Annotated in this window: 16 protein-coding genes; 9 read left to right on the plus strand and 7 right to left on the minus strand. The window is 60.4% G+C overall.

What is annotated here, in order from left to right:
- A partial coding sequence (locus tag ACH2DG_RS20390) for a redoxin family protein (RefSeq protein ID WP_395028382.1) occupies window positions 1–234 on the plus strand: 234 nt, incomplete at its 5' end.
- 187 nt (window positions 235–421) lie between these two features.
- Here ACH2DG_RS20390 and ACH2DG_RS20395 read toward each other — a convergent pair.
- On the minus strand, window positions 422–877 hold the full coding sequence (locus ACH2DG_RS20395) for a c-type cytochrome (RefSeq protein WP_395028383.1): 456 nt from the start codon (window positions 875–877) through the stop codon (window positions 422–424).
- 153 nt (window positions 878–1,030) lie between these two features.
- On the opposite strand from ACH2DG_RS20395, the gene ACH2DG_RS20400 reads away from it, so the two are divergent.
- Entirely contained in the window at window positions 1,031–1,726 is a 696-nt protein-coding gene (locus ACH2DG_RS20400) for a cytochrome b/b6 domain-containing protein (protein ID WP_395028385.1), read from the plus strand.
- Between the two features lie 90 nt (window positions 1,727–1,816).
- On the opposite strand, the gene ACH2DG_RS20405 is transcribed toward ACH2DG_RS20400, so the two are convergent.
- The gene (locus tag ACH2DG_RS20405) at window positions 1,817–2,311 is read right to left on the minus strand and encodes a GNAT family N-acetyltransferase (RefSeq protein WP_395028387.1); all 495 of its coding nucleotides are present in this window, start codon (window positions 2,309–2,311) and stop codon (window positions 1,817–1,819) included.
- A 160-nt stretch (window positions 2,312–2,471) separates the two neighbouring features.
- Window positions 2,472–2,984: a TlpA disulfide reductase family protein gene (locus ACH2DG_RS20410; RefSeq protein WP_395028388.1), complete on the minus strand. Its 513-nt coding sequence runs from the start codon at window positions 2,982–2,984 to the stop codon at window positions 2,472–2,474.
- 232 nt (window positions 2,985–3,216) lie between these two features.
- On the opposite strand from ACH2DG_RS20410, the gene ACH2DG_RS20415 reads away from it, so the two are divergent.
- The 4 genes from ACH2DG_RS20415 to ptsP all read left to right on the plus strand — a co-directional run bounded on the left by ACH2DG_RS20415 (window position 3,217) and on the right by ptsP (window position 6,605).
- Window positions 3,217–3,756: a hypothetical protein gene (locus tag ACH2DG_RS20415; RefSeq protein WP_395028389.1), complete on the plus strand. Its 540-nt coding sequence runs from the start codon at window positions 3,217–3,219 to the stop codon at window positions 3,754–3,756.
- A 122-nt stretch (window positions 3,757–3,878) separates the two neighbouring features.
- Entirely contained in the window at window positions 3,879–4,328 is a 450-nt protein-coding gene (locus ACH2DG_RS20420) for a PTS sugar transporter subunit IIA (protein WP_395028404.1), read from the plus strand.
- Window positions 4,297–4,566 carry an HPr family phosphocarrier protein gene (locus ACH2DG_RS20425; RefSeq protein WP_395028391.1) on the plus strand — a complete coding sequence of 90 codons (270 nt, stop codon included), beginning with the start codon at window positions 4,297–4,299 and terminating at the stop codon, window positions 4,564–4,566. Before ACH2DG_RS20420 ends, ACH2DG_RS20425 begins: the two co-directional genes overlap by 32 nt.
- 275 nt (window positions 4,567–4,841) lie before the next feature.
- Complete coding sequence (ptsP, locus tag ACH2DG_RS20430; RefSeq protein ID WP_395028393.1) at window positions 4,842–6,605, plus strand: phosphoenolpyruvate--protein phosphotransferase; 1,764 nt, start codon at window positions 4,842–4,844, stop codon at window positions 6,603–6,605.
- 33 nt (window positions 6,606–6,638) lie between these two features.
- Here ptsP and ACH2DG_RS20435 read toward each other — a convergent pair whose 3' ends face one another.
- Window positions 6,639–7,661: a GlxA family transcriptional regulator gene (locus tag ACH2DG_RS20435; protein WP_395028394.1), complete on the minus strand. Its 1,023-nt coding sequence runs from the start codon at window positions 7,659–7,661 to the stop codon at window positions 6,639–6,641.
- A 107-nt stretch (window positions 7,662–7,768) separates the two neighbouring features.
- On the opposite strand from ACH2DG_RS20435, the gene ACH2DG_RS20440 reads away from it, so the two are divergent.
- A complete protein-coding gene (locus ACH2DG_RS20440) occupies window positions 7,769–8,359 on the plus strand; it encodes an isochorismatase family protein (RefSeq protein ID WP_395028396.1) in 591 nt (196 codons plus the stop codon).
- A 138-nt stretch (window positions 8,360–8,497) separates the two neighbouring features.
- On the opposite strand, the gene lipA is transcribed toward ACH2DG_RS20440, so the two are convergent.
- The 3 genes from lipA to ACH2DG_RS20455 are packed head-to-tail and all read right to left on the minus strand — an operon-like array spanning window position 8,498 to window position 10,547.
- Window positions 8,498–9,478: a lipoyl synthase gene (gene lipA, locus ACH2DG_RS20445; RefSeq protein WP_395028398.1), complete on the minus strand. Its 981-nt coding sequence runs from the start codon at window positions 9,476–9,478 to the stop codon at window positions 8,498–8,500.
- An 8-nt stretch (window positions 9,479–9,486) separates the two neighbouring features.
- A complete protein-coding gene (gene lipB / locus ACH2DG_RS20450) occupies window positions 9,487–10,179 on the minus strand; it encodes a lipoyl(octanoyl) transferase LipB (protein ID WP_395028399.1) in 693 nt (230 codons plus the stop codon).
- Between the two features lie 56 nt (window positions 10,180–10,235).
- Window positions 10,236–10,547: a DUF493 family protein gene (locus ACH2DG_RS20455; protein WP_395028400.1), complete on the minus strand. Its 312-nt coding sequence runs from the start codon at window positions 10,545–10,547 to the stop codon at window positions 10,236–10,238.
- 216 nt (window positions 10,548–10,763) lie between these two features.
- Between ACH2DG_RS20455 and ACH2DG_RS20460 the strand changes: the two genes are divergently transcribed.
- Entirely contained in the window at window positions 10,764–11,228 is a 465-nt protein-coding gene (locus ACH2DG_RS20460) for an ATP synthase subunit I (RefSeq protein WP_395028401.1), read from the plus strand.
- A gap of 30 nt (window positions 11,229–11,258) precedes the next feature.
- Window positions 11,259–12,122, plus strand: coding sequence for a F0F1 ATP synthase subunit A (gene atpB / locus ACH2DG_RS20465; protein ID WP_395028402.1), 864 nt, complete (start codon window positions 11,259–11,261; stop codon window positions 12,120–12,122).
- Window positions 12,123–12,162: the final 40 nt, after the last annotated feature.

Here is a 12,162-nt window from a genome sequence, read left to right on the forward strand (position 1 = left end):
TGGGGCAAGGACCAGCACACCGAAGGCAAGGTGCGCATGATCGGTGACGGCGATGCTGCATTTGCCAAGGCCACCGGCCTGACGCTGGACCTCAATGGCAAGGGCCTGGGTCTGCGCAGCAACCGCTACTCGGCACTGGTCAAGGACGGCAAGATCGTGACCTTGAACGTGGAAGGTCCGGGCAAGTTCGAAGTCAGCGATGCGGACACCATCCTCAAGCAAGCCAAGGCTTGATGCATGTCTTTTGGGCTGGTAGCGCTTGCCAGCCATGCGCTAGACGTCCTGAATCAATAGCAAAGCACGCCTAGGCGTGCTTTTTTTACGAGGCTGAAGGCGCAGTAGCCGCGCTGCATGCTACATGCTGAAGAGAGTCCGTCTTGCGGTGTCTTGGTTTGCACAAGGCCGGGAGGCCCGCGCGGTATCAGCGGTTGCGGAAATCGTCGTGGCAGGCCTTGCAGCTGGCTGCGGCCGGTCCGAAAGCGGCCTTGAGCTTGTCCAGGTCTCCGGTTTTGGCTGCGGCTGCCAGTTTCACCGTCTCCGCTTGCATCTTGTCTGCCAGGTCCTTGAACTTGGCCTGCTCCTTCCATATTTCCGGCTTGGCCTTGCCGCCTTCGTGTGCAGCGTCAAAGCCGGCCCAAGGCAGTTTGGCCATCTGGGCCACGATGTCGGCATTCTGCTCGGCAGCCTTGGCATCGAAGGGTACCTTGCCATTGGCCATCGCGCCTACACGGCCAAAATGCTGGGCCATCACAAACAAGGCCGACTGGCGGTACTTGATGGCGTCTTCAGCCTTGGCAAACTGGGCAGAAGCGCCCGTGCTGAAGCCCGAGAGGGCAACGGCACAAGCCAGGGCGGCGAGCAGAGGGTGTTTTTTCATCATGGTGGGGACGTCCTTTTATCGGTATCGCGGGGACTGCGTGGCACGGCGATGGTGCATGGCGCGGAGTGCCTGGCTGGTTGCCAGCCTGCCAGAATGTGCTCCACAATGCGATCGCTGACCGCTTTGTAGCACATCCCGCAGTCCAAGACCATGACAACTTCCACGACCCCCGTTGACGCCACCATCCGTGTGTGGGACCTTCCCACGCGATTGTTCCACTGGCTTCTGGTGCTGTGCTTCATTGGCGCGTTTGTCACCGTCAAGATTGGCGGCAATGCCATGCTGTGGCATCAGCGCTGCGGGTACGCCATCGGGGCACTGCTGCTGTTCCGGCTGTTGTGGGGTGTGGCAGGGGGCTACTGGTCGCGCTTTGGGCAGTTGGCTCTGTCACCCCGCCGGGTGTTAGGCTATGTGGGCGGCAGACCGGATGTGCGCGATGACGTGGGCCACAGCCCGACGGGCGCCTGGGCCGTTTTGGCCATGTTGGTGCTGCTGGCAGCGCAGGTGCTGAGCGGTTTGATGAGTGATGATGAAATTGCCTTTGCCGGGCCGCTGGCGCGCTTTGTATCAGGCGCCACCACCGGGCAGGCGACCTACTACCATGCCCACATTGGCCAGTGGTTGCTGCTGGGCCTGATTAGCCTGCATATCGCAGCCATCGTGTTCTATATCGTGCGGCTCAAGAAACCACTCGTTCGCCCGATGATCCACGGAGACAAGCAACTGGCCGGTGCATCGATTGCGCCTGCGCCCCCAGCGTCCCGGGACACTGCGGGTTCGCGCCTGGTGGCGCTGGTACTGGCCCTGGTGTGCGCCGGGGTGATGTGGTGGGTATCCGGACTGTGAACCCACAGGTTGCTTCATGCATCTGGGGTTGCATGAAAATGCCATTCTGTGCGCATATCTATTGCGCAGAATGCTATTATTTTTGATTATTCAAAGCCGGACCTCGGCCTTGAGATAGTGCGTGCCCGCAATGGGGTTGTGGTAGTACGGCGGAATCTCTTCGAACCCGAAGTCGGCATACAGCGCGCGGGCTGATTCCATGCTGTCCAGGGTGTCGAGCAATATGCAGTCGTAACCCAGCTGAGCCGCTGTGGTCAAGGTGTGGTCCACCAGCTGGCGGCCCAGGCCAAAACCACGAAAAGCTTTGCGCACATAAAGGCGCTTCATCTCGCAGGCGTTCGCGTAGTCGACATCGTCGATCGGTCGCAGGGCGCAGCAGCCGGCCACGGCGCCTTCCACAAGCGCCAGTACCAGATGACCGCGTGGCGCGGCGTATTCACCGGGCAACTCGGCCAGTTCTTCCTCAAAACCCTGGAAATTCAGGTCCACATCCAAGCTGCCTGCGTATTCCACAAAAATTTCGCGTGTTGCTTTCAGCTCTTCTGGATTTGTTGGATGGATGAGCGTTATCTCGGGTCTGTCCACGGCCGGGGTACGTAATGAAGGAATGGGCAGTGTAGCGCCCCGCCTATGCTGCACCGCAATAGAAAGGCCCCACGCGCTCTTGCCGCATGGGTTCATGGAGGGAGGCGACAGGCAGCAAAAAGCCGCCTGGGCAAAGGCGGCTTGGATGGCTGGAGGCGGGTCAGGCTTGCGCGAGCAGCTTTTCGATCAGCTTGTGCAGCTCGGCAAAATCAGGTGCGCCGACGTAGCTCTTGACGATCTTGCCCTGCTTGTTGACGACGAACGTGGTCGGCGTCAGCTGAATGTCGCCCCAGTCCTTGGCGATCTTGCCGGTGTTGTCGATCGCGACCTTGAATGGCAGCTTGCGCGACTCTGCAAAATTGACCACATAGCTGGGCGGATCGTAGCTCATGGCCACGGCCAGGGTGTCGTAGCCTTGGTCCTTGTACTTGTCGTAGGTCTTGATGATTTCGGGCATCTCGGCCACACAGGTGGTACAGCTGGTGGCCCAGAAGTTGACCAGTGTGACCTTGCCCTTCATGTCTGCCGTGGTCTTGGTGGCGCCATTGAGCAGCACGAACTGGCTCTCGGGCGCCGCTGCTTGCCCGGTGCCGTGGTACACGTAGGCACCCACGCCCACCGCCACTGCGATGACGAGGCCTGCGATCAATGAGGTGGAGGATTTGTTGGCCATTGCGGTCGGATCAAAAGCGGGGCAGAAAGTTCTGCACCGGATGCATTATGCGCGGTATGGCCGCACAAGGTGGTCATCGCGGTCTTTGCCTGGGTGAAGGGTGAATGTGAGGCGATTTTGCCTTCTGGCGCTTGATGGGAGCGCACTGGCAGCGCTCTTTTGGATAGCGAAACGTTTGCAGCTTCTTCACAGGCCGCAGTCGCCGAAACCGGCAACTGGCGATAATGGCTGCATGTGCCGCCTTCTTCGTGCCCTCATTGCCCTGGCTCTGCTGGCCGCCTGCAGTCCTGTGCTCAACTGGCGTACGGTAGCGATCGCGGACGCGCCGCTTACGGTGATGCTGCCCTGCAAGCCTGACCAGGCCGTTCGTGATGTGGACTGGGGTGCAGGCCGCATGCCATTGTCCATGGTGGGGTGCGAAGCGGGTGGCGCAACCTGGGCCGTGTCCCATGTGCTGCTCGGGCAGCCGCAGGACGCACCCATGGTGCTCGAACGCTGGCAACAGGCGCTGCAAAAGCAATTGCAGCTTGCGACCACCATTCCTGCAGGCGTGCCATTTCTGATCAAGGGCGGGCTGGAATTGCCCCAGGCCATGCAGGTAGAGTGGGAGGGGCGCGACGCAAAAGGGGGGGCCGTGGTGGCAGATGTGCGCTGGTTTGCAAGGCTGGAGGGCAATGGCGTCCGCGTCTACCAGGCACTGGTGCTGTCGCTTGGTCAACCTGTGGCGCCAACAGCGCGTGATACCTTTGTACAAGGTTTGCATTTGCGCTGAGGGCTAAGCAACACTACCAATGTTGCGCTGCCACATAACCGCTACACTGCAAGTATGTTGCAATGCACCAAGCTTGTGTGATGCATTGCTTCAAAACCGTTGATGTTATTGTTTTTTCTCTGATGAACAACCGGATCCTGTTGATCGCCCATGCACCGCTGGCCCATGCGCTGGCGCAGTGTGCTGCGCACGTATTCCCCGACAGCGGGGAGCACGTGTTGGCGTTTGACGTGGAGGCCAGCGCCGATCCAGTGGTGACCTTGCAGGAGGCGCAGGCACTGGTTGCCAAAGGCGGCAGTGGCCCGCTTTTGGTGTTGAGTGACGTATTCGGCGCGACACCGCACAATGTGGCGCAGGAGTTGGTCAGGCTACGCACCGATACACGGCTGGTGACAGGCGTGAATCTGCCCATGCTGCTGCGCGCGCTGTGCTACCGGAAAGAAGAGTTGGACAGTCTGGTCGCGCGTGCTGTCGCCGGCGGCAGCCAGGGCATCATGCAAGTGACCCAGACCACGCCACAAAATCAAAATACCCGAGTCCATGATCACGACCACTGTCACCATCAGCAATAAACTGGGTCTGCATGCCCGTGCATCGGCCAAGCTCACCAAGTTGGCGGGCAGTTTTGCCTGCGAAGTGTGGATTACCCGGGGTGAGCGTCGCGTCAATGCCAAGAGCATCATGGGAGTGATGATGCTGGCAGCCGGCATTGGCACCGATGTGACGATCGAGACCGATGGCGCCGATGAGCAGCAGGCCATGGATGCGCTGCTTGCACTGATCAACGACAAGTTCGGCGAAGGCGAATAAGCCGCACTCCTGCGCCGCTGATGCGCAGCCGTGCTGGAGCGCATCCTGTGCCTCGTGCGCTGGCCAATGCCATCCCCAGGAGACGGGTGCTCCATGCTTCGGACTCTGAGTGCAGAGATGGTGCGTGCGTCGCCGCAACTCGTCTCCATTGCTGCTGTGACACGGCAATCTCGCAAAAATATATGCCCTGCCTTGTGAACCGGGCTTGCGCAGGCGTATAAATGAAGCCATTGCCGAACAGGCACGAGCGCCGAGCCAGAGAGAGGAAATCCAGCATGACATTTGCCATTCACGGAATTGCAGTGGCCCGGGGCATAGCCATCGGCCGGGCAGTGATGGCGGCGTCCAGCCATCTGGATGTGACCCACTACCTGATCGAGGCCGAGCAGATCGAGCGCGAGATCGAACGTGTGCGCAAAGGGCGTCTGGCCGTCATTGAAGAACTGCAGCACCTGCGCAGCGACCTGGGGGTGGACGCGCCGCAAGAGCTGGCACCCTTGCTGGATGTGCACCTCATGCTGGTGCAGGACGACATGCTCTCGTTGGGCGTGCGCCAGCTGATCACCGAACGCCTATACAACGCTGAATGGGCGCTGACCGCACAGCTGGAGCTGCTGTGCCGCCAGTTTGACGAAATGGATGACGAGTACCTGCGCGAGCGCAAAGGCGACCTGCAGCAGGTGGTGGAGCGGGTGCTGCGCCACATGCGGGGTGTCTCCAGCCCGGTGGAGGCGCCCGCCAGTGCACCTGCCGGCGATGGAGGTGAAAACCAGCAGGATTGGGTAGAGGGCGGCCATGACGCGCCCATGGTGCTGATCGCCAATGATCTGTCGCCCGCCGACATGCTGCAGTTCAAGCAAAGCGTTTTTGCCGGTTTTGTGACGGCGGTGGGAGGCAAGACCAGCCACACGGCCATCGTGGCGCGCAGCATGGACATTCCCGCGGTGGTGGGGGCCCGTACGGCCAGCCAGCTCATCCGGGCCGATGACTGGGTCATCATCGATGGCGATGCGGGCGAAGTCATTGTGGACCCTTCGCCCATTCTGCTGGAAGAGTATCGCTTCAAGCAGCGCCAGATTCGCCTGGAGCGAGAGCGCCTTTCGCGTCTGCGCGATACGCCATCGATCACCATCGATGGTGAGCGTATTGAGCTTCTGGCCAATATCGAGCAGCCGGGCGATGGCCCCGCAGCGGTCAATGCAGGTGCCGTGGGAGTGGGGCTCTTCCGTACCGAATTTCTGTTCATGGGCCGGGGCGGCAAGCTGCCCGGCGAAGAAGAGCAGTACCGCGCCTACCGGGAAGCGCTTGAAGGCATGCAGGGCATGCCCGTCACCATCCGTACGCTGGATGTGGGCGCCGACAAGCCCCTGGACAAGGCGCAGCCCAAGGACTACCACCTGAACCCGGCACTGGGCCTGCGCGCCATCCGTTTCAGCCTGGCTGATCCGGACATGTTTCGCACGCAACTGCGCGCCGTGCTGCGTGCCGCCGTACATGGGCCGGTGCAGCTGTTGTTTCCGATGCTGGCACATGTCAGCGAGATACGTCAGACGCTGGCGCTGGTGGAGCAGGCCTCGGCCGAACTGCGCGAGCGCGGCATCCCGCAGGGTCACGTCAAGCTGGGCGCGATGATCGAGATACCGGCCGCGGCGCTTGCTGTGCGCACCTTTCTCAAGTACTTTGATTTCGTGTCCATCGGCACCAATGATCTGATTCAGTACACGCTGGCCATTGACCGCGCGGACGAAGCCGTTGCCCAGCTCTATGATCCGCTGCACCCGGCGGTGCTGCGGCTCATTGCAGAAGTCATCCAGGCTGCGAAGGCTGCTGGCAAGGAGGTGTGTGTGTGCGGTGAGATGGCGGGGGATGTGGCGACCACCAAGCTGCTGCTGGGCCTGGGCCTGCGCAGTTTCTCCATGCAGCCTGCGCAGATTCTGGCCATCAAGCAGGAAGTGCTGCGCGCCAACACCCTGCAATTGGCCAGCTGGGCGCAGCAGGTCATTGATGCGGAAGACCCGTCAGCGCTGCTGGAGAGCTGAGATCGTAGACCCGCTTTGAGTCCGGGTCGCTGCTCAGTCCGCCTGGGTGCGAAAGCGGTTGCGGTATTCGGTGGGCGTGGTGCCCAGCTTGCGGCGAAATGCACGGTGCAAGGTATCGGTGGTGTGGAAGCCGCAGGTCTCGGCCACGCGCTCCAGCGAGGCGTCGGTGGCTTCGAGCTGTTGGCGTGCCGCTTCGACGCGGGCCGCCTCCAGATAGGCAGCGGGGGTCATGCCCAACTCGGTCTTGAAGATACGCGCCAATTGCCGGTCGCTGACATGCATCTGCTCTGCCAGGTCGAACATCGACAATGGCCGAGCCAGGTTCTGCGCGATGTACTGGCGCAAGGCGTCCATTCGGCGCGTAGAGGACAGCGGCTCCAGCATCACGCTGAACTGGCTTTGCCCGCCAGGCCTCTTGAGAAACATGACCAGGTGGCGAGCCACGCGCAGGGCCAGGGGATTGCCGAAATCCTCGGCCACCAGCGCCAATGCCAGATCCAGGCAGGTGGTCAGGCCTGCGCCAGTCCAGATATGGCCTTGCTGGATGTAGATGCGGTCAGCATCGACATCGATGTCGGGGTGATCATGGGCCAGTTGTGCGGCGGTAGACCAATGCGTGGTGGCCTGCTTGCCGCGCAGCAAGCCAGCGGCAGCCAGAATGTGCGCTCCCACGCAGACCGATGCCACGCGTCTGGACTGGGACGCCAGCGCCTTGACCCATTGCACAACTGCTGGATCGGCCAGTGCCTGCACCCGGCCTGTTTCGTCGATGGCCACCGAGCCGGGTACCACCAGCGTATCAATGGCTTGGTTGCGAAGGCTGGCAAAGTCGATATCCGGCAACACACGCACGCCAGCGGAGGTCGTGACGGGCTCCATGGTTTCGGCGGCGAGCAGCACGCGGTAGCCCGTGGGCTGTGCCATCTCGCGCTGCAGCAGGGCAAACACCTCGGGCGGGCCGGTGACATCGAGCAGATCTACGCGGTCAAACAGCACAATCACGATCCGGCGTTCTGGGGGAAGCATGTGGGTCTCTTCGGGGGAAAGGGCGGACATGTCGGTTTCTGCGGCAAAGACGGCATTGCTGGGCAGGTGGCGGCTGCCTAAGATGCCTCACATCCCCCGCCACTGGGCGGTTCCTGCAACGGACAGAGCGAGAAACCATGAACACTGCCACTTTACGCGAACTCAAAGGATTGAACCCACAGCCTGCCACCCTGGCGCAATCAACCTTGATTCTGGTGGACTACCAGAACACCTATACCCGGGGCGTGATGGAGCTCGAAGGCTGGCAGGCGGCGCTTGATGCGGCTGCTCAGCTTCTGGCGCAGGCGCGTGCGCAAGGCGCCAGGGTGATTCATGTCATGCATGATGGTGGCGAAGGCAGCCCCTACGATATTCGCACCGATATCGGCCAGATCCACCCCAGCGTGGCACCCCTGCCCGATGAGCCCGTGGTCATCAAAGGCGCACCCAACGCCTTTGTCAACACGACCTTGGCGCAGGAGGTGGATGCTGCTGGCAACAAGCAGGTGGTGATTGCCGGCTTCATGAGCCATATGTGCGTCACCTTCACTGCGGAAGGCGCCTTCCTGCGCGGCAACCAGCCTACGGTGGTGGCCAATGCCTGCGCTACCAGACCCTTGCGCTCTGCTGCTGGCGCGGTGCCTGCACTGCAACTGCACCAGAGCGCCATGGCGACCATTGGCGATCTGTATGCCGTAGTGGTCAACAGCAGTGCCGAGTTGGGCTGAACCTGCCGGCTGGGTGATGCCCGTCGGGCTGCGCGCTTGAGCAGCCTGTTTGTTCGGAAACAAAGCAAAAGCGGCAGATGTCTGCCGCTTTTACTTCGCCAATGGCTGGTGCGCCGGGTAGAAACCGTAAATGTGCTCTTACACCCCAGCCGCATGGGCTTGCTGATCCGCGTGGTAGCTGGACCGCACCATGGCGCCAACGGCCGCATGGGTGAAACCCATCTTGTAGGCTTCTTCCTCGAACATCTTGAAGGTATCGGGGTGCACGTAGCGGCGCACTGGGAGGTGGCTGTTGGATGGGGCCAGGTACTGGCCGATCGTCAGCATGTCGATGTTGTGGGCGCGCATGTCGCGCATCACCTGCAGAATCTCTTCATCCGTCTCGCCCAGTCCCACCATGATGCCGCTCTTGGTTGGCACGGTGGGGTGCAGTTCCTTGAACTTCTTGAGCAGATTCAGGCTGAACTGGTAATCAGAGCCCGGGCGCGCTTCCTTGTACAGGCGAGGCGCGGTTTCCAGGTTGTGGTTCATCACGTCAGGTGGCGCGGCCTTGAGGATCTCGAGCGCACGGTCGTCGCGGCCACGGAAGTCGGGCACCAGGATCTCGATCTGCGTGGTGGGCGAGAGTTCGCGGATGTTCTTGATGCATTCGACAAAGTGGCCGGAGCCGCCGTCGCGCAGGTCGTCACGGTCCACGCTCGTGATCACCACGTACTTGAGGCGCAACTGTGCAATGGTCTTGGCGAGGTTGAGGGGCTCGTTCACATCGAGCGGATCAGGGCGACCGTGACCCACGTCGCAGAACGGGCAGCGGCGCGTGCATTTGTCACCCATGATCATGAAGGTGGCGGTGCCTTTGCCGAAACACTCCCCGATATTGGGGCAGCTGGCCTCTTCGCAGACGGTGTGCAGCTTGTTTTCGCGCAGGATGTCCTTGATCTCGTAGAAGCGCGTGGTGGGGCTGCCAGCCTTGACGCGGATCCATTCGGGCTTCTTGAGCAACGGCGCCTGCTCTACCTTGACAGGGATGCGCGACAGCTTGGCAGCCGCTTTTTGCTTGGCAAGCGGGTTGTAGTTGTCGGCAGTTTGCGCTTCGCGCACGACTTCGTTGGTACTCATGGCAGGTCTCACGGGGATAGGCGGGTGGACAGCTCGCTGGCCAAGATGGCGGCGACTTCATCCCACTTTGCATCGACGCCTATTGTAGAAAGATCGACCGTCTGAAGCCCTGCGTAACCGCAAGGGTTGATGCGGCGGTAGGGTTCCAGGTCCATTTTCACGTTCAGCGCGACACCGTGGTAGGTGCAATGGCGACTGACCTTGATCCCCAAGGCCGCAATCTTGCCCAGGCCGTCGAACATCGGCTCGGGCGCCGGCGTGCCCGGAGCGCGCATTTGCGGGCGTTGGGGCAATTGTGCATGCGAGAAGGGGTCATCGAGCCGCACATAGATGCCCGGGGCGCCTGCCACGCGGTGCCCAGTGACGCCGAGATGGGCAAGCGTGCGGATGACGGCTTCTTCCAGGCGGAATACGTACTCTTTGACAAAGTAGCCAGCCTGCTGCAAGTCGATCAGCGGGTAAGCCACGACCTGCCCGGGGCCGTGGTAGGTGACCTGACCACCACGGTTGGTTTGTACAACCGGAATGTCGCCAGTATGCAACAGATGGCTGGGCAGGCCTGCCAGGCCTTGCGTGAATGTGGCAGGGTGCTCGCAAATCCATAGCTGATCGCGCTCGTCGGGGGCGCGCTGGGCCGTGAATTGCTGCATGGCTTCCACGGTTGCCGTGTAGTCGGCCAGGCCTAAAAAACGGGTCTGCATGGGTAGAAAGCCGGCGGCAATGCGCCGACAGGGTTCGCGCAGGTGACAGAGCGCGCTTACAGCACGACCTTGACCATGGGGTTGGAGGTGAGCGCCATGTATAGATTGTCCAGTTGCTCGCGGCTGGTGGCAGTAACCGTGATGGTCACCCCCAGATACTTGTCTCCGGCACTGGGGCGCAACTCGATCTTGCTTGCATCAAAGAAGGGATCGAACTGTTTGGCAATGGTGGTGACCGTGTGGACAAAGCCGTCCTGATTGAGCCCCATCACCTTAATCGGAAAGTCTGAGGGGTATTCGATCAGCGAATCCTTGTTCGGATCATCGCGAGTTTCTGGGGTGTTGGAGGGCGTTTCAGAAGAGGTCATTTTGCTATTAAAACAGAAGCTTGAAGGGTATGAGCAGTCAGCAAGGATGCCACCTTTGGCATCAGAATTCTGTAAGGCGAATCTTACAAAAAACAAGCTTGTGTAAACGCTCACGCGCAGCAAAAAACCAAGCGCATGCGAAAACGCTTTCCGATTCCAACGGGTTTATCCTTATAATCGCAGGCTTTGGCTAGTGTCGTTCCAGGGGCAAACTATATGACTACAAGTGCTCCGGAAGATAAACATGAGGCCGAAGAGCCGGACTTCAAGCCCCTGACTGCCGAAGAAGCAGCGGAGTGGCGCAGGCGCAATCCATCGGTTTCGATGGTGCGTGTCGTGAAGTGGCAGCTGGTGGTCGGGGTTGTGCTTGCCGTATTGGTGGGTCTGATCACGCAGCGGGCCGGGTGGTTGTGGTCGGTAGCATATGGTGCGGCGGCGGTAGTGATACCCGCTGCCCTTTTTGCACGTGGGCTACGATTGCAGCTAGGTGCCGGGCAGGAGAATCTTGCCATGGTCCGGTTCTTTGGTTTGGAGATCGCAAAATTGGTATTGACCGTGGTGCTGCTGTTGCTGGCGCCGCTGGTGGTGCCGGGGCTCAACTGGTTGGCGCTGGTGTTGGGCCTGGTTGTGGTGATGAAGACGTACTGGTTGGCGCTGTGGCTGCTGACCAGATCCGAATAACAGTTTGTATTTGAGAAGAAGAGTTGTCCGATGGCAGCAGACGCGAATGCACCCACTGCAAGTGAATACATCGTTCACCATTTGCAGCATCTCCAGAACATCAAGCAAAAGTCGATCATCGACTTTTCGGTGGTCAACCTCGACTCGGTCACTGTCAGCGTGATCCTGGGCCTGCTGGGCATCTTCGTGATGTGGCTGGCAGCCCGCAAGGCCACGTCAGGCGTTCCTGGTCGCTTCCAAGCGGCGGTGGAAATGCTGGTCGAAATGGTGGACAACCAGGCCAAAGCCAATATCCACAACGCGCAATCGCGCAAGTTCATTGCTCCGCTGGCACTCACGGTGTTCGTCTGGATTTTCCTGATGAATGCCATGGACATGCTGCCTGTGGATCTACTGCCTTGGCTGTGGCAAGGCGCTACTGGCGACCACCACGCCTATCTGCGCGTAGTGCCGACGGCCGACCTGTCGACCACGCTGGGCCTGTCCACTGCCGTGCTGATCCTGTGCCTGTACTACAGCGTCAAGATCAAGGGTCTGGGCGGCTGGGCGCATGAACTGGTGTCCGCGCCATTCGGGACCTCCAAGAATCCTGTCTTTGCCGTCATCCTCGGCATTGTCAATCTGCTCATGCAGATCATTGAATACGTTGCCAAGACCGTGTCGCATGGCATGCGACTGTTCGGCAACATGTACGCTGGTGAGTTGGTGTTCATGCTGATTGCCCTGATGGGTGGCGCAGCGGCTATGTCGCTCTCTGGTGTGTTGCTCCCCGTGGGGCACATCATTGCAGGTACGATCTGGGCGATCTTCCACATTCTGGTGATCACTCTGCAAGCCTTCATTTTCATGATGCTGACGCTGATTTATCTCGGCCAGGCGCATGAAGCTCACTAACTGTTCCCTTTCCTTTTTCTCTTAACCTTTCTTTTTTATC

Origin of the sequence: Comamonas odontotermitis, assembly GCF_040396735.1 — a bacterium.
In the GTDB taxonomy this organism is placed as follows: domain Bacteria; phylum Pseudomonadota; class Gammaproteobacteria; order Burkholderiales; family Burkholderiaceae_C; genus Comamonas; species Comamonas odontotermitis_C.

Excerpts from the sequence above, each read along its gene's own strand:
- ACH2DG_RS20435 (WP_395028394.1), bottom strand. The coding sequence starts at position 7,661 with ATGTCCGCCCTTTCCCCCGAAGAGACCCACATGCTTCCCCCAGAACGC.
- ACH2DG_RS20455 (WP_395028400.1), bottom strand. The coding sequence starts at position 10,547 with ATGACCTCTTCTGAAACGCCCTCCAACACCCCAGAAACTCGCGATGAT.
- lipA (WP_395028398.1), bottom strand. The coding sequence starts at position 9,478 with ATGAGTACCAACGAAGTCGTGCGCGAAGCGCAAACTGCCGACAACTAC.
- ACH2DG_RS20400 (WP_395028385.1), top strand. The coding sequence starts at position 1,031 with ATGACAACTTCCACGACCCCCGTTGACGCCACCATCCGTGTGTGGGAC.
- ACH2DG_RS20425 (WP_395028391.1), top strand. The coding sequence starts at position 4,297 with ATGATCACGACCACTGTCACCATCAGCAATAAACTGGGTCTGCATGCC.
- ACH2DG_RS20395 (WP_395028383.1), bottom strand. The coding sequence starts at position 877 with ATGAAAAAACACCCTCTGCTCGCCGCCCTGGCTTGTGCCGTTGCCCTC.
- ptsP (WP_395028393.1), top strand. The coding sequence starts at position 4,842 with ATGACATTTGCCATTCACGGAATTGCAGTGGCCCGGGGCATAGCCATC.
- ACH2DG_RS20415 (WP_395028389.1), top strand. The coding sequence starts at position 3,217 with ATGTGCCGCCTTCTTCGTGCCCTCATTGCCCTGGCTCTGCTGGCCGCC.
- ACH2DG_RS20440 (WP_395028396.1), top strand. The coding sequence starts at position 7,769 with ATGAACACTGCCACTTTACGCGAACTCAAAGGATTGAACCCACAGCCT.
- ACH2DG_RS20410 (WP_395028388.1), bottom strand. The coding sequence starts at position 2,984 with ATGGCCAACAAATCCTCCACCTCATTGATCGCAGGCCTCGTCATCGCA.
- lipB (WP_395028399.1), bottom strand. The coding sequence starts at position 10,179 with ATGCAGACCCGTTTTTTAGGCCTGGCCGACTACACGGCAACCGTGGAA.
- atpB (WP_395028402.1), top strand. The coding sequence starts at position 11,259 with ATGGCAGCAGACGCGAATGCACCCACTGCAAGTGAATACATCGTTCAC.
- ACH2DG_RS20420 (WP_395028404.1), top strand. The coding sequence starts at position 3,879 with ATGAACAACCGGATCCTGTTGATCGCCCATGCACCGCTGGCCCATGCG.
- ACH2DG_RS20460 (WP_395028401.1), top strand. The coding sequence starts at position 10,764 with ATGACTACAAGTGCTCCGGAAGATAAACATGAGGCCGAAGAGCCGGAC.